We start from the raw sequence: 17,781 nt of genomic DNA, 5'->3' as shown, positions 1-17,781 counted from the left end.
ATGGTACCCGGAGCCGGACTTGAACCGGCACGCTTTTCGGCGAGGGATTTTAAATCCCTTGTGTCTACCAATTCCACCACCCGGGCATTGTATCTTTCGATAAGGGAGTATTTTTATAGTAGGTTGGTACCTACTCTTTATAAATTTATTTATCATATTTTGTAAAAAACATGACTGACAACTGTCATAAACTTATAAAAATTTGGAGCGGCTAACGAGACTCGAACTCGTGACATTCACGTTGGCAACGTGATGCTCTACCAGCTGAGCTACAGCCGCTTCATTAGAGCTTTACTTTTACAGGTTTTCTGGAGCGGCTAACGAGACTCGAACTCGTGACATTCACGTTGGCAACGTGACGCTCTACCAGCTGAGCTACAGCCGCTTCATGAGAGCTTTACTTTTTACTTCCCAACTATCGTTGATGATATGGTACCCGGAGCCGGACTTGAACCGGCACGCTTTTCGGCGAGGGATTTTAAATCCCTTGTGTCTACCAATTCCACCACCCGGGCAAAATGGAGGCGGATACCAGAATCGAACTGGTGTACACGGATTTGCAATCCGCTGCATAACCACTCTGCCAACCCGCCATTTTGTCAACGATGTATCAGTGATATCATTATCAATGAACTTTGCTTTTTAAGTTAAATTGGAGCGGCTAACGAGACTCGAACTCGTGACATTCACGTTGGCAACGTGACGCTCTACCAGCTGAGCTACAGCCGCTTCATTTAAAATTAAAAATTACAAACTTCAGTAAAAGAAATGACAGATGATGTAACATCAACTTAGCCAACTTCACTTTACTTGCTGACTCCCTGTCAACGAAAACGCATTCTACATCTAAATATTTTCCAGTCAACTATTAAATTAACTTTTTATCCTAACTGCTTAAAAAGCGAGTTGTTTGTTCCATTTTTAACTAAATGGCTTGTTAATCGTCCCATTAGTTATAAACGAGTCTTTGAAAAGAGTTTATTGCTGCTTTAACTCAGGCCAAGCCGCTTTGAAGTAACTTACCCAGGTAGTAACGGTTAGCACGGTAGCAATAAAATAAAAGCCATAAGAAAGGTAATTAATGACTTCATGAGGCAAGGAAAATAATATTAACGGAATATCATAATCAGGTTGCCAAATGAGCCCCATAATACCAAGCATTTGCGCGGCAGTTTTATATTTCCCCATATTAGAGACGGCAATCACATCACGTTTTCCTATAGAAGACATAAACTCACGCAAGGCGCTAATAAAGACTTCTCGCGCTATCATAATAATCGCCGCAACAGAAACCAGCCATGAGCTATAATCTTGAGCAATCATCACCAAGGCAACAACGACCATGAGTTTATCGGCTACTGGGTCTAAAAATGCGCCAAACGCAGAAGATTGATTGAGCTTACGAGCAAGATAGCCATCTAAGATGTCACTAACGGCAGCTAACCAAAAAACAGCAAATGCGCCAAAGTGGCTCCATGAAAGTGGTAAATAGAAAATTATCAAGAAAATAGGGATCAAGATGATCCGAAACAGGGTTATTTGGTTAGGTATTGTCCACATTTACTTTTCACTACAAGTATTTTTCTCTAGTTTACACAAGTTGTTATAGCAGTGCTACGGCTGAATATGACAAGTGAAGCTAAAAGCTTGGGTTAAAGGCTTACTTAGCAAAAGCTTATTTGATTTTTCGAGGCAGAGATAAATATGGTGCTATGATTTATTACTTTTCATGTAAAGCCTCATGGATTTTATTTGCTAATACATGGCTTATGCCAGGTACTTTCGCTAAGGCGGTAACATCCGCTTGCATGACCTCTTGTAAACCACCCAAAAAATTTAATAAACTTTGCCGTTTTTTCGCGCCTATACCTTCAATTGACTCTAAACGAGACTTTTTACTCACCTTTTGCCTCTTTGCTCTGTGCCCTGTTATAGCAAAACGGTGTGATTCATCGCGAATGTGTTGCACCAGATGTAAAGCGGGTGATGTCGCGGGTAAGGAAAGTAGCTGATGACTACCTGCCAAAATTAAGGTTTCTAAGCCCGGTTTACGTGACGCCCCTTTCGCAACACCAACGAGTAGTGGCGTTCTAGTTAATGCCAGCTGACTAAAAAACTCTTCAGCTTTGGCCAACTGGCCTTTGCCACCATCAATAAAGACAATATCGGGCAACTTTTCTAAGGCACTATGCTCGATCTGGTTGCTCGGATTCGCTTTTAATTTGCCATAGCGCTTGTTTAAAGCAAAGGCCATAGCAGCATAATCATCGCCAGGCGTGATGCCATGGACATTATACCTGCGATAATCACTTTTGAGTGGCCCATCTTGGTTAAAGACCACATTGGAGGCTACTGTTTGTTGGCCCATGGTATGACTAATATCAAAACATTCAATACGATGAATACCATTTTTCAACTCAAATACTTCATTTAACGCCACAAAACGTGCTTGCATAGACTCTTTATGACTAGTTTGAGTAACAAGGGCCGTTTGTGCGTTAGTACTCGCTAACTTTAAATATTGAGCTCGTTCACTGCGGGTATTTGTTGATATTTTAACGTCATACTCTGCTTGTTCACTCAGTAGTGCCGCTAACTCTACTACCTGCTCAATAGATTCTTTGATGACTATCTCTTTGGGAATATTACCTTGGATTTTACCATGACTTTGTGAATCATTTGTTAAGTAATGCTGAGCAATAAATGCCTGTAATATGTCACTGTCACTACTTTCACTAGGCACTGTAGGGAAATAACTTTTACTGCCTAATATTTTATGTTGTCTAATAAAGAGTAAATGTATGCACACTTGTGATTTATCACGATATAAGCCGACAACATCAAGCTCGGCGATATGACCGCTGACATGTTGTTGTTGTTGAACTTTACGTAATGTGGCTATTTGATCGCGATATTTTGCCGCGAGCTCAAAGTGTAACTTATTACTGGCTAATTCCATTTTTGTCACTAACTGTTCAATCACAGCAGAGCTTTTCCCCTGTAGAAAAAGCTTGGCTAAATTCACTTGCACTTGGTAATCATCAACCGATATTTTATTAACACAGGGGGCTGAGCAGCGGCCTAACTGGTATTGTAAACAGGGTCTTGACCGTGCTCGGTAATAGCTATCTTCACACTGTCTAATAGGAAATATTTTTTGCATTAAGCGCAAGCTTTCCCAAACGGCGCCAACCGTCGGAAATGGGCCGAAATATTCACCTTTTACTTTTTTACCACCACGGTGTAGGCCTAGCTTAGGGTGCTTATGATCGGTAATAAGTAAATAAGGGTATGACTTATCATCACGTAATAAAATATTGTATTTAGGTTGATACTTTTTGATATAGTTATTTTCAAGTATCAGCGCCTCACCTTCGGTATGGGTAACGGTGACTTCAATGGCGGCAATTTGCTGCACTAATACTTGTGTTTTAACTGAGCCAACATCTTTGCGAAAATAACTTGTTAGACGTTTTCTAAGCTGTTTGGCTTTACCGACATAAATAATCACTTGCTGACTATTATACATTCGATAGACACCAGCTTGTTCGGTCACTACACGCAAAAAAGCCTCACTGTCAAAAGTTGAGGCTGCTGGGTTTTGACCTAATTGTTTACTGGCTGATTTTTCGGTATTCTTTGGCGACATTAAGTTTAAGCTTCTTAAGGATATCTATAGCTTTTCTGTTTTTATCATGCCATAGCGGATAGCTAAATGCGTTAACTCGACATCATTGCTAACAGCAAGCTTGTCAAACATTCGATAACGATAGCTATTAATCGTTTTAGTACTTAAATTCAGATGTTCTGAAATATTTGGTACTTTATCACCACGAGTTATCATAATCATAATCTGTAACTCTCTATCGGATAAGGAACTAAAAGGGTTATCGTCAACCGATTTAAATTGGCTTAACGCCATCTTTTGCGCAATAGCAGAAGGTAAATAACGTTGGCCACTATTAACGGCGCGAATAGCATTCACCATTTCATCAGGGCCAGCATCTTTTGTTAAATACCCAGCAGCACCCATTTGCATCACTTTACTTGGGAACGGGTCTTCGGAATGCGCAGTTAATACTATAATTTTGACATCGGGCGCAAAACGTAATATTTTTTTTGTCGCCTCAAGACCGCCCATACCTGGCATATCCATATCCATGAGTAAGACATCCGGTTCTTTTTGTCGACAGAACTTAATTGCCTCTTCACCTGTTTCACATTCGCCGACAACACTTAATCCCTTAACGCAGCCTAAAATTTTACTAATACCGACACGAACAAGGTGATGATCATCAACCAATAAAACATTTATCACGCAAGACAACCTTAGTTAAAGATGAGAAGTAGCAAGAATATAGCGAAAACGCTGACTATTCAATTGAATATTACCGAATAATTACCTGATTAAATTTATTGTCCGCTCTGACTAGGGCACAAGTTGAACATGCCATTAAATGTACTTTAATGGACTTATGAACCCAATATCAGCGAAAAGCCTAATAACTAGGTGCATAACAAAATTAGCCAGCTTTAGAGCTTATTATTTTTCAGCCAGCTATTTAACAGACCTATTTGGCCATTTTTATAAGCGGCATAGGTTAATCGAACGGCGTTGCTCAAAATTACACTGTCAGACCAATTAGTTTGTTCACTGATTAACTCATAACAATGTTTTGCCTCGGGTGACATATAACCGCGCATTTCCTGCAAGCCGCGGGCTTTTTGCCGCTCACGGTAACGCTTTTGTTTTTCGGCATTACTCATAGCAACTTTCTTTAACGGTTGTTCATTCACTTGCTCAGATTCTTTCATGTCGTTTCAATTTATCCCTAGCTCTATAAGCCTATAATCACGCATAACGAGTGTGTAATCAAGGAAGCTTGTTCATTTGATCATGACAAATTAATTTTATCTTTTAACTGTTCGCAGTTGTTTAGTGTACAAGTGTAAGCTAAAGTAGCTCCCTAAAATATATTATCGGATTTCAGCTTATTATGGCGATGCCACAACAAAACTCATACAGTAAAGAAGATTTAGTAAAGGCAGGAACAGGAGAATTATTTGGGGAAGGTAACTCAAAACTGCCTTCAGGTAATATGCTAATGATGGATCGCATTGTTACCATTTCTGAAGAAGGTGGTGAAAACGGTAAAGGTTATATAATAGCCGAATTAGATATAACGCCAGACTTATGGTTTTTTGATTGCCACTTTAAAGGTGATCCGGTAATGCCCGGCTGTTTAGGTTTAGATGCTATGTGGCAATTAGTTGGCTTTTTCTTGTCTTGGGGGGGTGGTCCAGGTAAAGGCAGAGCTTTAGGTGTCGGTGAAGTGAAGTTTACCGGTCAAATACTACCAACCGATAAAAAAGTTACCTTTAGGATAGATTTCACACGCGTGATTAAACGTAGACTTTACATGGGTATTGCTGACGGTACTGTCAGTGTTGACGGTCGTGAAATTTATACCGCCAAAGATCTTAAAGTAGGTTTATTTACTGATACCAGTAAATTTTAGAGCAAGCTAGTGCTAGCTTTAGTAATATATTAATTATAATTTAACACTAATTAAAATTAAAAAAAGCCCCGCAACTTGCTGGGCTTTTTAACTTTTCAATTCAATTCATTTACTTCAATTTCGGTTGAACTGTTGTTGATAAAACAAGCAATTGTTTATTTAAACAGCCCTTGATGTTTATCTTCTATGGCTTCTCGCCACCCACCAAGCCATTGTGACTTTATTGCATCATTTTGGTACGGGCAATGTTCCTTAGAACGACCAGATATACCTGCTTGGTAACCTCTTGTGTGTGCCCTGTCTTGACGATCGCGTTTTTGCCGCTTCATCATAAATACACGCTCCTTGGTTCTTCTTAATAGAAATACCAATAGCAGTGACGATAAATAATTGCCTACTAGTAAAAATCATTCGCTCACTGATATTGCACAACTTCTTTAAGCATAGTTCAAAAAAATCAAAATACAATGGCTTAAATGGATAAACGACAAGCATAAAAAAAGCACTCCAAGAGTGCTTTTTTTATGCTTTAAGATCAGTACTTAAACGGTAGTTAGCGTTAGCTGTTGAACTTCCTCCGACGAAGTCCAAATACCGCTAACAGTGATAGTAAGCCAATGCTGCCAAAACTCGCACCTTGTCGTTCAACTTTATATTCAAATGCCTCACAAGTAATTCCGTCATCGGGGATAGGCTCGAGTAAAACGGCTCGGGCGACATCTATCATCACCGGATCACCGCTATCATCAAGTATGGCGTTGCCCTTAGCATCATAGCTTTCTACTTTGACTATGGCGGTTGCGGATATGTAGCCAGCATCATTAATGTCACTGGCTTTAAGAATGTAATAATCAGATTCACATTTTAACAGCGTATTGACATCAATTATCACTGCTGAATCACTGGCGGTATCGTAAATAAAGCCCACTGTCCGGCGAGGGTTTTGCGAACTTTCATTATGAGTTTCAATTTGCGCTTCACCGACGATAACACCGGCAGAATTTACCGCAAAAGCTGTACTAACTGAGCTATTAAAAAATCCTTTTGGAATAACAATTTCCATCTCACTCTCTAGAACATTAGTAGTCTTAACATAAAAAAGTTTTTTGACAGAATTATTGATATCATGGGTATAACCAACCACTAAACCGTTATCGTTAATATCATTAGCACGAGAAAAAGAATAAACATAACCGTAACGAAAATAGTAATGCTTTTGATTAAAGTCTAACACCTTGCCATCTTTATACAGTACTGCATAGGAGCCGGTCATGCGCTCATCAACTGCAGCTGTTACCACATCAGTATCATCCCAACCCTGGGCATAACCAACGGCAACACCGTGATTATTGACCGCTAACGCTTGGCTAGAAAAGGCTCTATCATCATCGTCATGGGGTTCCACTAATAAACCCAGTAACTCTAGTTCATCGAGAGCCGAAATAGCTACTTTGAAAGCCTGAATATAGTACATGCCACTTTGAATTTTTTGTACACATATCTCATAAGGTATAGTGGCGAGTACATCAGTATCGGCACAGCCGCCATCGGTATTCTTTATATATTCTACCCGAGCATCACTTAGCCCATAGCTAGTATAACCAACAGCAGTACCGTTATCATTCATATCAAAAAGGGCAGAAATACCACCCCCATATTCCATTAGGCCAGGTTTCACTGAGATTATTTCGCCACTACTGGCATCGATGTAAAAGCCACGTTGACCATGTTCACGTACCCAGTGGGTTTTAAAAGTTCCGTCACTTTCAGTAGCGGGTCCATCTATAGGTAAATATGGCGCAGAGCCCGTACCAAAGATAAAGCCACTGTTAGTAATTCCTTGTATAATATTGACGGTTGAGCGCGTTAATTCACCAGTACATGGGCTAGAATCAGGATCAAAATCAGTATCAAAAATACAGACTTTTTTAGATGGACTGCTGCCTGGATCTAGGTTAAGCAGAGCGGCAGCATCGGCAACTATTTGGTATTCAAAGTTTAGGTTAGTCGTAGATGTATTTTTGCCTTGCAGGTACATCTTTGACCAAACTAGGTCATTGGCCGTTGCGTTACCTGCTTTAGCACGTTCTTCAAATCCATCAACATCTTCAATCTCTTCAAGACCAAAGTAATAATCATGTCGGGTAAGTGCTAAATAAACAATATCATTAAAATCTTGTTCATCTAAGTAGTCAAATTGTACCGGAAAGTTATAAGAATTCCCCCCCGATACGGCCATTTCACCGTTGATATTTAGCTTGCCACCGTAAGTGTATCCTTTAGCATCTTTATCAACTTCAACTACTTTGTAAGTAGCTGCTTGGCTAAAGCTAAGGACACTAAGGCTTAAGGCACTTGTTACCGCTAACACCAATATATTTTTTGAAAATTGCTTCATACTACTGATTAACTCTTTTTGGTTGTTCTATTTAACTCACCTTAATTTATATAAGTTAAGGTGAGTTAAAATCTAAAATTTAAGGCGTGCCCTAAAGCAAATTAATGACCTATTGTTGATTACTGCTCATCAAGCTCTTGCCATCTGGCATAGACAATCTCAAGGTTTGACTCACAATCGTTCAGCTGGTTCAAAACTTTTTTCGTTATATCGTCATCTTGACTAAAAAAGTCAGCGTCATTCACTTGTGCTTGCAATGAATCAATCAAGTTTTCTATTTCATCAATTTTTTCAGGCAAAGTTTCCAGTTCACGGGCATCTTTAAAGGAGAGTTTTTTCTTAGCAACCTCGACTTGCGACGAACTTTGTTCTTGCTTACTTTTATCATCTACTGATTTTGTTTTTTGTTGCGCGCCATCGGCCATATTTTGGCGTTGTTTTTCTTTTAAAGCGAGATAACTATCAACATCATCATAACCACCGACAATCTGATTTACCTGTCCGGTACCATCAAAATACAAGCAGGTATTGACACAGTTATTAACAAAATCACGATCATGGCTCACTAAAATAACGGTTCCCGCATAATTTGCCACAACTTCTTCAAGTAGCTCTAAGGTTTCAATATCAAGGTCGTTGGTTGGCTCATCGAGAATAAGTAAGTTACTTGGACGCAAAAATAAGCGCGCAAGTAATAGTCTATTCTTCTCTCCACCCGATAAGGCACGAACTGGTGTCCGAGCACGTTTAGGACTAAATAAGAAGTCTTGTAAATAACCCAATACATGGCGAGATTTACCGTTCACCATAACCTCTTGTTTACCTTCGCCGACAATTTCTTGCACGGTTAGGTTTAAATCAAGAGCTTCTCTATGCTGATCAAAATAAGCGATCTCTAAATTAACACCCGAGCGCATTTTACCACTGGTTGCCGCTTGCTGTTCCATGATGAGTTTAATTAAGGTTGATTTACCCGTACCGTTAGCGCCTATTAACGCTAACCTGTCATTACGAGAAATAAGTAAATTAAGGTTTTTAATAACAACGTTATCACCAAAGGCTACTGTTACGTCTTCAGCTTCAAAGACCAACTTGCCCGAGCGATCACCATGAGTAACATTCATGGTACTTTGATTACGCACCTCTCGACGTGCGGTACGTTCGTTACGTAGCTTCTCTAAAGAGCGTACTCGACCTTCATTACGAGTACGACGGGCTTTAACGCCTTGACGTATCCACACTTCTTCTTCAGCTAGTTTTTTATCAAATAACGCATTTTGTTGCATTTCTACTTGTAAGTCATGCTGCTTTTGTTCGATATATAAATCATAATCACCTGGGTAGCTTTTCAATTTACCGCGATCAAGATCTAAAATACGGGTAGATAAACCACGAATAAACGCCCGGTCATGGCTAATAAAGATGATAGTGCCGCCGAAGTCTTTTAGGAACTTCTCCAGCCATAATACACTTTCAATATCCAAGTGGTTGGTAGGCTCATCCAGTAATAAAATATCAGGGTTAATTACTAAGGCTTTAGCCAAGGCAACTTTACGTAACCAACCACCCGATAAATCGCAAATCCTTGCATCTGGATCTAACGATAGCGTGCTCATGGCTTGCTCAATACGTTGTTCATCTTGCCAAGCATTTGCTTGTTCAAGACTTTCTTGCACACTGGCTAGCTTGTTAAGGTTTTTTTCACTGGGATCTTCGCCAATCAAATGAATTATGGCGTGATAACGGCGGAGGAGTTCGGCATTTTCTTTTACCCCCTCAGCGACAAAATCAAAGACACTGATTTCAGATGATTCTGGCGGATCTTGCTGCAACATAGACATTTGCATGGTGCTAGACTTTAATATTTGACCATCATCTAGATTTTGAAAGCCCATTAATATTTTCATTAAAGTAGACTTACCCGCACCATTGCGACCCACTAAACAAATACGTTCACCGGTTTGTATACTTAATTCTGCTTTATCTAATATTTTATCTTCGCCAAAGGCTAGTTCACCATTGGCTATTCTTAATAATTCCATAATTCTTCTTAACTTTTAATAAGTTCTAATAACTTGCTAATAATTGCTACAGGCTTAATTGTTCAACTTGTGCTTGGGTAAAAGGCCAAAACAACTTAATATTTTTACTGCTGTCTTGCGCTAACTTTTCGAGTACGGGAATATGTACCCCATACAACTCGACCAGGGTTTGCGTTTCATGAGCAACACTATCTTGTTCGATAATATCAATTTCTGTTAGCTGCTCTCTGGGCAGTACCGCCAAACAGAGAGCCAAAGCTTGCTCACATAAATGACAACCTTCGCTGCCATATAAATTATATTTATTCATAATTACTACTAGGTTTTTTTTCTAGTAATAGACCAGCTATTATGAATATGTTTATTACGGGCGAAATCTTTATCACGAGTAACATCTGACATGGCTTGTGCCGTTAAGCCCAGTGTATCTAACGCATCAAAGTCAATTTTAAAATTGCGCTTGTTATTTGTGAAAAATATTTCGCCACCTCTATTGAGAGCCTTCAGTGCATCGGTTAATAAGGCGATATGATCTCGTTGCACATCAAAGCTATCTTCCATACGTTTTGAATTCGAAAACGTTGGTGGATCGATAAAAATCACATCAAACTTGTTGGTATTCTTTTTCAACCAATCTAAACAGTCGGCTTGAATAAATTGATATTTGTGACCGCTCAACTTATTCAAAGCAAAGTTATCTTGTGCCCAGTTAAGATAGGTATTTGACATATCAACTGTGGTAACCGACAAAGCACCATGCATTGCTGCTTGCACTGAAACCGAGCCGGTATAGGCAAATAAGTTCAGCAATGTCTTACCTTGAGATTTTTTGGCGATAATTTGCCGTGTTTTTCGATGATCTAAAAATAACCCCGTATCAAGGTAATCCCATAAGTTAATTTTAAACTGAGCACCATGTTCAGTAATAGTGATCGATTGTTTCGATTTATTTAGCCGTTGATATTGATTACTACCCTTTTGCTTAGATCGGGTTTTTAAAACTACTTTATCGGTTGGAATACCCAAAACCTTAGGCGCCCAATAAATCACTTCTTGTAGACGCTTCTTAGCTTTTTGTTCTTCAATGGTTTTTGGCGCGGCATATTCTTGAATCACCAAGTACTCACCATAAATATCTATAGCAACATTATATTCAGGAATATCACCGTCATATAAGCGGTAAGCTTCAATGTCATTGGATTTTAACCAGCCCTTTAAATTTTTACGGTTCTTCTTAAGACGGTTAGCAAAAGCGCTATCTTGCTCGGCAAAGTCAGATTGCGGGTTAACCGCATCTTTGGCCATTTGTCTTTCATCAACATTATATAAGGCTAATTGACAATCTAACGGGCCATTTTTGAACTTGTAACGTTTAAAGCTCGACAATTTTAACATAGAGAGCAAGTCGACATTTGCCGTTAATATTGCCACACGCCAATCCATAAACTGCGTTTTAAGTTTTTGACCAAATAAGACAAAATTTTCTACTAGCTCAGGTAATTCACCTATACGTTCGCCATAAGGCGGGTTAAATAACACAGTACCCGGCCCGCCAAAGGTGTTATTCATGTCGTTAGTATTTTTACAAGAGAACTCTATATATTGTTGTAAATGCGCATTACGGGCATTTTGTTGTGCCGTTTTTAATACCCGTGCATCAAGATCGATACCAAAGACTTTAACGTTTTTAAGCGTAGCGAGTGATTGTTCCGAGCTTGCTATGGCTTGCGCTAATTGCTCTTCCCAGATGTCATTATCATGGGTTAACCAAGATTCAAAGCCCCATGACGCTCTATTAAGTGCCGGTGCTTGCTTAGCAGCCATTGCAACAGCTTCAATTAGAATTGTGCCTGAGCCACACATAGGATCAACTAATGGCTTGCTGGTATCAGCTAACCAACCCGAGCGTATTATAAGGGCAGCAGCTAGGTTTTCTTTTAACGGTGCCGCGCCACTATGTTCACGATAGCCTCGTTGGAATAAACCTCGACCAGAAAAATCAAGATATATGTGAATGTGGTCTCTTAATAGCCGAGCTTGGAAACTAATTTGTGGGGATTTTTTATCGACATTTGGACGCTCAAAACCTTGCTCTCTAAATTGATCAACTATCGCATCTTTAATCGTTAAACCGCCAAACTGGCTATTTCGAATTTCTTCACTGTAACCCACAAAGTCAATGGCAAAGGTAGTTGTTGAGTCAAAAATATCTGGCCAATGAATACTACTGGCCGCTTTGAATAATTCATCTTTGTCTTTCGCTTCACCGTCTCCCAGTTTAAGCATGATACGGGTAGCAAGGCGCGTCCAAAGAGATATTTTATATCCCAAGGCTAAAGAAGCTTGAAAATAAACGCCTTCCGGTTTTTGTACAACGCGATCGGCGCCGAGGTTTATTATTTCATCGAACAGTAAAACTTCAATACCTGGAGAGGTTAAAGCTAAAAATTGGTGCATGGATTCTTTCATGGTGCATTTCCGGAGTAAACAGCAGAGTAAACTATGGGCGCGATTATATACACAAACACAAAGCACATAAACAAAAGTTAACCTTAACTAGCCTAAACCGCCTGTTTTTTACCCGTAACGCATAACATTCAACCGAACAGTATTATTTTAATAAAAGCGCTTGCTTTATCGATGCGCTATCCTTACTATACGCCTCGCTTTCAGGGAGTAACCTCTTTAAAAGAAACTTCTCGCAATAAGAAGTAAAATATTGCGGCTTGTTTAACGTGTCGCTAGCAATAGTAATACTTAAACCATTCGGACGCGGGATGGAGCAGCCTAAAAGTTCAACCTCGTCGGGCTGTTCATTATAAATAGCCGAAGGTCGTCAAGTTTTTTTAAAAATCTGGCTTCCGCAACCAATTCTCTGATAATAGAATTAAAACAATTATTGGCTTGTTTAAACGTACCTAGAAATAGTGCACTTAAACCATTCGGACGCGGGATGGAGCAGCCTGGTAGCTCGTCGGGCTCATAACCCGAAGGTCGTCAGTTCAAATCTGGCTCCCGCAACCAATTCTTTTATAACAGAATTAAAACGTTATAGGCTTTCTTGATTTTACATCAAGTCATTCGGACGCGGGATGGAGCAGCCTGGTAGCTCGTCGGGCTCATAACCCGAAGGTCGTCAGTTCAAATCTGGCTCCCGCAACCAATTCTTTTATAACAGAATTAAAACGTTATAGGCTTTCTTGATTTTACATCAAGTCATTCGGACGCGGGATGGAGCAGCCTGGTAGCTCGTCGGGCTCATAACCCGAAGGTCGTCAGTTCAAATCTGGCTCCCGCAACCAATTCATATATATCCTTAGTATTTGACTCCAAGAATAAGGTCGTCAGTTCCCTCTTCATAAGATAAGGGCTCCAGCAACCAATTCATATATATCCTTAGTATTTTACTCCAAGCATAAGCTCGTCGGGCTGTATTCTCTATCAACATAAATAAATAGCCGAAATTCGTTTTTTCTACTTAAATCTGGCTACCGCAACCAACTTGTTTCTTTAAAGAGAAGTAAGTATAAAAACAGGTTTTAGTTCCCTCTTCATAAGATAAGGGCTCCAGCAACCAATTCATATATATCCTTAGTATTTACTCCAAGCATAAGCTCGTCGGGCTGTATTCTCTATCAACATAAATAACTAGCCGAAAGTCGTCATTGTCTTATCACATATTTATTAATTCTGCCTAAGTAACAAGTAAGATTAATTTACCTATATTTTCATTATTAGCCATTTTTTCATGAGCCTGCTCTGCTTGTTGCCAAGGATAAACCGAATCGATTACTGGCTTGATTCGTCCATTGACCAGCTCAGGGTAAAAGTCGCTAATGAAACTAGTAACTAAATTGGCTTTATAATCATCACTGCGGTTTCTTAACGTTGAAGCAGACAGCGTTAACCGTTTTGCCAACAGCTTCGCGATATCAAGTTGCGAGCAATATCGCCCGCCCAGCATTGATAAAATAACGATATGACCATCTAACGCGGCAACATTGATGTTTTTAGCGACATACTCACCCGCAACCACATCAATGATAACGTCAAAACCTGATGGCATATTCGCTTTAGCGTAACCAACAAAATCAGTTTTTTGGTAGTTTATCGCTACATCGGCACCAAGGGTTAAACATGCTTGTACTTTTAACTCACTGCCAACCGTTACCGTGACATGGCATTGTTTCGCTTTCGCAAGTTGAATAGCCGCGCTGCCGACACCACTAGCTCCTGCATGAATAAGTACCTTGCTGTTAGACCTGAGCTTAGCAATAGTAAATAAGCTTTGATAGGCGGTTAGAAATACTTCCGCACAGGCCGCGCCTTGTTCATAGCTGAACATTTGAGGTAAAGTGAACAGTTGTGCTGCCTTAACTTTAACGTACTCGGCATAACCACCACCGGCAACTAACGCAAACACCTTATCGCCAGCTTGCCATGGTTTACCGATATGATTTACGCCCGTGTGCTCACCACATTGAACAATTTCACCCGAAACTTCTAAACCAAGAATTAAGGAATCTCCCGCAGGCGGCGGATACTTACCCGCACGCTGCAATAAATCCGCCCGATTAACACCAATAGCCTTAACCTTTAGCAAACATTCATCTGCCGCTATTTCAGGCAAAGAAGTTTTACTCAGTAGTAATGATTGTTGGTTATCGACCTGGATATATTTCAACGGTACTTCTCTTTAGGTAAGGTTAATTCACTAGGAATTTCGGGGAGAGTTAAACGCAGCGCGTAAGGTAGCACTTAAGCGCTCGTTTAACGTAGATGACACTAACTACATAGCTTTAACTAGAGGGTTTTAACTACTGGACTTTTACTACAGCAGTCAGTGCAGCAGAGTTAAAGTCAACCTTACTCCAACCACTTTTAATAAAATTACGAATATTACTGTGATCATTGCCCTGAGGGTTTTGCAAAACGTCCTCATGATAATAACGGCCAAAACACGCCAATGTTTGTTGCTCTGTTAATTCATTTAATCTGGCAAAGTAAAAGATCTTACAAGAGCCTTCATTAGTGCCGGTTTCATTAAGCAAATCACCATTACTAAAGGCTACTGGCGTATAACTGTAGTTTTCAGTAATTACTTGCATCACTTGCTCAAAGGTAACATCATCTGAATTTAAGCTTAATTGGCTAAGTAAGTGTGCCAAGGTCATGTTTTGCTGTGCGTTAGGCACTAAGCATCACCAGCTTTTAATTTAGCTTTTGCTTCCTCAACTTTAGAGAAGTCTAAACCTAGTTCATTAACAGCCTGTTCAATAAGTCCCGGATCTGCCATCACTAAACTCATAATGGCTTGTAGTTTTTCTGGTGGAATAGCAAGTTGACCAATAAATGCCATGGCCATCATAGGGTTTTCTGTCAGCGCCTGAAACAACTCGCTAATTTTGTCATCACTGATATTTAGTTCTTTTAAAATTTGAATAATTGGATTCATTTAACAATCTCGTATTAGGACATAATAAAATACCGAACTTAAGTTCTGTATTCATTTGGGCGCTATGTTAACAAATATAACGCATTGATAAAGACTAAAGAGCACTTATCAAAAAATTGCTTGTTAGTTATTATCTATTTCATTTTCTTATGTAGAATTCTCATTGGCTTTTAAACCTTGTCGGTAATTTTCTTTGGCGAGCTTTTGCAAATCTTCAACTTGATCGCTTTCATCGACAATTTCTCGCCCAAGAAAAGTTTCGATGGCATCTTCAAGTGTTACCGCGCCAGCGGTTTGAGCAAAGTGATCCTCTACGATAAAATATGCTCATGCCTTTTGATAAAGAGATCAAGAAGGTTTAAAACAGGCAAGCTTTCTGACACTCTGCCAATCGGCTTGCTGATACACTCAAGACTGTCATCCCCTTCCCCTGTCTTTCACTTTCATACAAATTCGCTTTAATAATTACGCCACTTATATTATCAATAGCACCATCATAAACAGGAAGACGGGTAACAACAGCTTTATTTTTATGGCTAACAAAGCGAGTCAATCATGATGACAGCCAAACAAGTGGATAAACTAACATCACTAAAAAAGCAATAAGGATTTTTCTCTCCAAAAAGTCGAATGGCCTGAGCAGAAACACTGGCAACGGTCGATTAATAAAGCCAACATCCGCTGAGAAAACTCATTAGTTACACTCTTAGTAAAGAAAAAGTATAATAGCGTGGCACCGACCCAGGTTAAATTAAAAACCCCTTGAGTTAATGCTAAATCTCAACGCTAACCTTGCTAACTATCTATGAAAAATTATGCCCTCAAAATTTAAACCTCTTGTATTGGAGCGACCCACATTGAAGTATTTATCTGCCTACTCTGCACAAGTACAAACACAAGTTATGCAGATGCTTGAGCAAAAGAAATTAGCGCAATACCTATTAACTAAATACCCAAATACTCATCAGATAAGTAATGACAAAGCTTTACGCACTTATGTAATGACATTCAAAAACCAATATTTGAAAAAAACAGCGCCTTTAAGCCAAATCAAATACGATGATAAAATTCATATTATCAATAATGCCTTAGGCCTACACAGCTATGTGTCACGCGTACAAGGTAATAAACTTAAAAGTAAACATGAAATCCGCATTGGTAGTCTATTTAAAAAAGCGCCAGAAGATTTTTTAGCTATGATCGTTGTTCATGAATTAGCTCACTTAAAGGAAAAGGAGCATAACAAAGCGTTTTATAAGTTATGCCAAAGCATGCTGCCTGATTATCACCAATTAGAATTAGACCTGCGCATTTACCTCACCCACTTAGACGAATTAGCTAGCATTTCCGCTGAACAAACCCACATTATTAGCGAACAGCTTATCTAGGGTGAGAGTGATGACCAACAAAGGCTCTTTCACCCGCTATACTTAAGATTTAGCTAATCCAAAGGCTCATCTTGTTATGGGTATGAAGTCGATAACTCTATGTTTACTGTTACTGTCCAGCAGTGGTTTTACCGAGCCAGTGCAAATTGACCTTCGCCACCGCCCCCCCGAAATGTCGATAGTTGATAATAAATATTATGGCCCTTTAATCGATATTATTAAGCTTTTACTCCTTGATGCTAACCTAGAGCCACAATGGTTAGTAATACCTTGGCCAAGAACCTTACTCAGAGCTAAATTGGGTCAGGTCGATATCATTCCCCGCCACTCAATGACTGCGGAAAGAGAGCGGTATTTATTACCTATGTTGTTAGGCTACGAACAACGAAGTATTCATTACTTACTAGCGCCTACTATCAAAAACATAGCACGGTATCACTCGCCCAAACAGTTTGGCCATTTAATTTTTGGTTTGTTACGAGGGTCATATTACGGACCTTATATTGACAAGTTCAATACCAATGTCAGTACCATTTATGCACATGATATTAATCAATTGATGTCATTATTATTGACGGGCCGTATAGATGTAATGCCAATCCAAAAGCTAAGTTGGGCTGAAGCGGCTTACCAACAAGTCAGGCATTTACATACCGGGCTACATTATCAAATAGCAGAGTTTAAGGAGTCCTTTGTCAGTGCTAAATACATCAGTATTCCTAAAGCTTCCCCCTTAGCGGCTAGATTCCATCAACTCAATTGTAAATTATTTAAGCTGCGTAATGCCGGGACCATTGATAGCATTTACCAAGAGTATGGCATTACGCCCTACCTTCAAATCTTTGAAAATAAAGAAAGCCAGCAGCAACTATCTTCTTGTTTAAAACCCCATGCAGAGCAACAAGCTACCCCGTAACCAAAATGAACTTTATTCAGCTAAAGTTCATTATGGCGAAATTATTTACTTCAATTGAGATTC

At 39.5% G+C, this 17,781-nt stretch carries 15 protein-coding genes and 9 tRNA genes; 6 read left to right on the top strand and 18 right to left on the bottom strand.

Annotation, left to right across the window (positions count from 1 at the left end; translation table 11 throughout):
* Nucleotide 1: 1 nt before the first annotated feature.
* The 10 genes from MTCD1_RS16075 to MTCD1_RS16030 form a co-directional block, all read right to left on the bottom strand.
* Nucleotides 2-86, bottom strand: a tRNA-Leu gene (locus tag MTCD1_RS16075).
* A gap of 117 nt (nucleotides 87-203) precedes the next feature.
* Nucleotides 204-279, bottom strand: a tRNA-Gly gene (locus MTCD1_RS16070).
* A 30-nt stretch (nucleotides 280-309) separates the two neighbouring features.
* Nucleotides 310-385 (bottom strand) — tRNA-Gly (locus MTCD1_RS16065).
* 45 nt (nucleotides 386-430) lie between these two features.
* Nucleotides 431-515, bottom strand: a tRNA-Leu gene (locus MTCD1_RS16060).
* A 4-nt stretch (nucleotides 516-519) separates the two neighbouring features.
* Nucleotides 520-593: transfer RNA gene (locus MTCD1_RS16055), tRNA-Cys, on the bottom strand.
* A 60-nt stretch (nucleotides 594-653) separates the two neighbouring features.
* Nucleotides 654-729: transfer RNA gene (locus tag MTCD1_RS16050), tRNA-Gly, on the bottom strand.
* 249 nt (nucleotides 730-978) lie between these two features.
* Nucleotides 979-1,560 carry a CDP-diacylglycerol--glycerol-3-phosphate 3-phosphatidyltransferase gene (gene pgsA / locus MTCD1_RS16045; protein WP_057180462.1) on the bottom strand — a complete coding sequence of 194 codons (582 nt, stop codon included), beginning with the start codon at nucleotides 1,558-1,560 and terminating at the stop codon, nucleotides 979-981.
* A gap of 160 nt (nucleotides 1,561-1,720) precedes the next feature.
* Nucleotides 1,721-3,649 (bottom strand): excinuclease ABC subunit UvrC, encoded by a 1,929-nt coding sequence (gene uvrC / locus MTCD1_RS16040; protein ID WP_082606459.1) that lies wholly within the window; start codon nucleotides 3,647-3,649, stop codon nucleotides 1,721-1,723.
* Between the two features lie 24 nt (nucleotides 3,650-3,673).
* On the bottom strand, nucleotides 3,674-4,318 hold the full coding sequence (gene uvrY / locus MTCD1_RS16035) for a UvrY/SirA/GacA family response regulator transcription factor (RefSeq protein WP_057180461.1): 645 nt from the start codon (nucleotides 4,316-4,318) through the stop codon (nucleotides 3,674-3,676).
* A gap of 215 nt (nucleotides 4,319-4,533) precedes the next feature.
* Nucleotides 4,534-4,815 carry a hypothetical protein gene (locus MTCD1_RS16030; protein ID WP_057180460.1) on the bottom strand — a complete coding sequence of 94 codons (282 nt, stop codon included), beginning with the start codon at nucleotides 4,813-4,815 and terminating at the stop codon, nucleotides 4,534-4,536.
* A gap of 188 nt (nucleotides 4,816-5,003) precedes the next feature.
* Between MTCD1_RS16030 and fabA the strand changes: the two genes are divergently transcribed.
* Complete coding sequence (gene fabA / locus MTCD1_RS16025; RefSeq protein WP_057180527.1) at nucleotides 5,004-5,519, top strand: bifunctional 3-hydroxydecanoyl-ACP dehydratase/trans-2-decenoyl-ACP isomerase; 516 nt, start codon at nucleotides 5,004-5,006, stop codon at nucleotides 5,517-5,519.
* 155 nt (nucleotides 5,520-5,674) lie between these two features.
* Here the strand turns inward: fabA and rmf are convergent, their stop codons facing one another.
* From rmf to rlmKL, 5 genes are all read right to left on the bottom strand, one after another.
* Nucleotides 5,675-5,848, bottom strand: a complete 174-nt coding sequence (rmf, locus tag MTCD1_RS16020) for a ribosome modulation factor (RefSeq protein WP_057180525.1) — start codon at nucleotides 5,846-5,848, stop codon at nucleotides 5,675-5,677.
* A 230-nt stretch (nucleotides 5,849-6,078) separates the two neighbouring features.
* On the bottom strand, nucleotides 6,079-7,917 hold the full coding sequence (locus tag MTCD1_RS16015) for a DUF3466 family protein (RefSeq protein ID WP_057180459.1): 1,839 nt from the start codon (nucleotides 7,915-7,917) through the stop codon (nucleotides 6,079-6,081).
* Nucleotides 7,918-8,036: 119 nt separating this feature from the next.
* A complete protein-coding gene (gene uup, locus MTCD1_RS16010; RefSeq protein WP_057180458.1) occupies nucleotides 8,037-9,959 on the bottom strand; it encodes an ATP-binding cassette ATPase Uup in 1,923 nt (640 codons plus the stop codon).
* A 46-nt stretch (nucleotides 9,960-10,005) separates the two neighbouring features.
* On the bottom strand, nucleotides 10,006-10,269 hold the full coding sequence (locus MTCD1_RS16005) for a glutaredoxin family protein (RefSeq protein ID WP_057180457.1): 264 nt from the start codon (nucleotides 10,267-10,269) through the stop codon (nucleotides 10,006-10,008).
* A gap of 8 nt (nucleotides 10,270-10,277) precedes the next feature.
* Nucleotides 10,278-12,428, bottom strand: coding sequence for a bifunctional 23S rRNA (guanine(2069)-N(7))-methyltransferase RlmK/23S rRNA (guanine(2445)-N(2))-methyltransferase RlmL (gene rlmKL, locus MTCD1_RS16000; protein WP_057180456.1), 2,151 nt, complete (start codon nucleotides 12,426-12,428; stop codon nucleotides 10,278-10,280).
* Nucleotides 12,429-12,906: 478 nt separating this feature from the next.
* Between rlmKL and MTCD1_RS15995 the strand changes: the two genes are divergently transcribed.
* From MTCD1_RS15995 to MTCD1_RS15985, 3 genes are all read left to right on the top strand, one after another.
* A tRNA-Met gene (locus MTCD1_RS15995) sits at nucleotides 12,907-12,983 on the top strand.
* Between the two features lie 62 nt (nucleotides 12,984-13,045).
* Nucleotides 13,046-13,122: transfer RNA gene (locus MTCD1_RS15990), tRNA-Met, on the top strand.
* 62 nt (nucleotides 13,123-13,184) lie between these two features.
* Nucleotides 13,185-13,261 (top strand) — tRNA-Met (locus MTCD1_RS15985).
* 392 nt (nucleotides 13,262-13,653) lie between these two features.
* On the opposite strand, the gene MTCD1_RS15980 is transcribed toward MTCD1_RS15985, so the two are convergent.
* The 3 genes from MTCD1_RS15980 to MTCD1_RS15970 form a co-directional block, all read right to left on the bottom strand.
* Entirely contained in the window at nucleotides 13,654-14,643 is a 990-nt protein-coding gene (locus tag MTCD1_RS15980; protein ID WP_057180454.1) for a zinc-binding dehydrogenase, read from the bottom strand.
* A gap of 133 nt (nucleotides 14,644-14,776) precedes the next feature.
* On the bottom strand, nucleotides 14,777-15,133 hold the full coding sequence (locus MTCD1_RS15975; RefSeq protein WP_057180523.1) for a HopJ type III effector protein: 357 nt from the start codon (nucleotides 15,131-15,133) through the stop codon (nucleotides 14,777-14,779).
* A gap of 20 nt (nucleotides 15,134-15,153) precedes the next feature.
* Entirely contained in the window at nucleotides 15,154-15,414 is a 261-nt protein-coding gene (locus MTCD1_RS15970; protein WP_057180452.1) for a DUF2999 family protein, read from the bottom strand.
* 815 nt (nucleotides 15,415-16,229) lie between these two features.
* On the opposite strand from MTCD1_RS15970, the gene MTCD1_RS15965 reads away from it, so the two are divergent.
* Both MTCD1_RS15965 and MTCD1_RS15960 read left to right on the top strand, forming a co-directional pair.
* Entirely contained in the window at nucleotides 16,230-16,802 is a 573-nt protein-coding gene (locus tag MTCD1_RS15965) for a M48 metallopeptidase family protein (RefSeq protein WP_057180450.1), read from the top strand.
* 82 nt (nucleotides 16,803-16,884) lie between these two features.
* Entirely contained in the window at nucleotides 16,885-17,718 is an 834-nt protein-coding gene (locus tag MTCD1_RS15960) for a substrate-binding periplasmic protein (protein ID WP_159459916.1), read from the top strand.
* The last annotated feature ends 63 nt before the right edge of the window (nucleotides 17,719-17,781 follow it).

The sequence above is a fragment of the Colwellia marinimaniae genome, assembly GCF_002207865.1.
Taxonomy (GTDB): domain Bacteria; phylum Pseudomonadota; class Gammaproteobacteria; order Enterobacterales; family Alteromonadaceae; genus Colwellia; species Colwellia marinimaniae.
The sequence above is the reverse complement of the archived record's forward strand: the minus strand, read 5'-3'. Positions and strand labels throughout refer to the sequence as shown.

What these genes read in the sequence shown, in the direction of transcription:
- pgsA (WP_057180462.1), bottom strand. Translation starts at nt 1,560, where the DNA reads ATGTGGACAATACCTAACCAAATAACCCTGTTTCGGATCATCTTGATC.
- uvrC (WP_082606459.1), bottom strand. Translation starts at nt 3,649, where the DNA reads ATGTCGCCAAAGAATACCGAAAAATCAGCCAGTAAACAATTAGGTCAA.
- MTCD1_RS16030 (WP_057180460.1), bottom strand. Translation starts at nt 4,815, where the DNA reads ATGAAAGAATCTGAGCAAGTGAATGAACAACCGTTAAAGAAAGTTGCT.
- fabA (WP_057180527.1), top strand. Translation starts at nt 5,004, where the DNA reads ATGCCACAACAAAACTCATACAGTAAAGAAGATTTAGTAAAGGCAGGA.
- rmf (WP_057180525.1), bottom strand. Translation starts at nt 5,848, where the DNA reads ATGAAGCGGCAAAAACGCGATCGTCAAGACAGGGCACACACAAGAGGT.
- MTCD1_RS16015 (WP_057180459.1), bottom strand. Translation starts at nt 7,917, where the DNA reads ATGAAGCAATTTTCAAAAAATATATTGGTGTTAGCGGTAACAAGTGCC.
- uup (WP_057180458.1), bottom strand. Translation starts at nt 9,959, where the DNA reads ATGGAATTATTAAGAATAGCCAATGGTGAACTAGCCTTTGGCGAAGAT.
- MTCD1_RS16005 (WP_057180457.1), bottom strand. Translation starts at nt 10,269, where the DNA reads ATGAATAAATATAATTTATATGGCAGCGAAGGTTGTCATTTATGTGAG.
- rlmKL (WP_057180456.1), bottom strand. Translation starts at nt 12,428, where the DNA reads ATGAAAGAATCCATGCACCAATTTTTAGCTTTAACCTCTCCAGGTATT.
- MTCD1_RS15975 (WP_057180523.1), bottom strand. Translation starts at nt 15,133, where the DNA reads ATGACCTTGGCACACTTACTTAGCCAATTAAGCTTAAATTCAGATGAT.
- MTCD1_RS15970 (WP_057180452.1), bottom strand. Translation starts at nt 15,414, where the DNA reads ATGAATCCAATTATTCAAATTTTAAAAGAACTAAATATCAGTGATGAC.
- MTCD1_RS15965 (WP_057180450.1), top strand. Translation starts at nt 16,230, where the DNA reads ATGCCCTCAAAATTTAAACCTCTTGTATTGGAGCGACCCACATTGAAG.
- MTCD1_RS15960 (WP_159459916.1), top strand. Translation starts at nt 16,885, where the DNA reads ATGAAGTCGATAACTCTATGTTTACTGTTACTGTCCAGCAGTGGTTTT.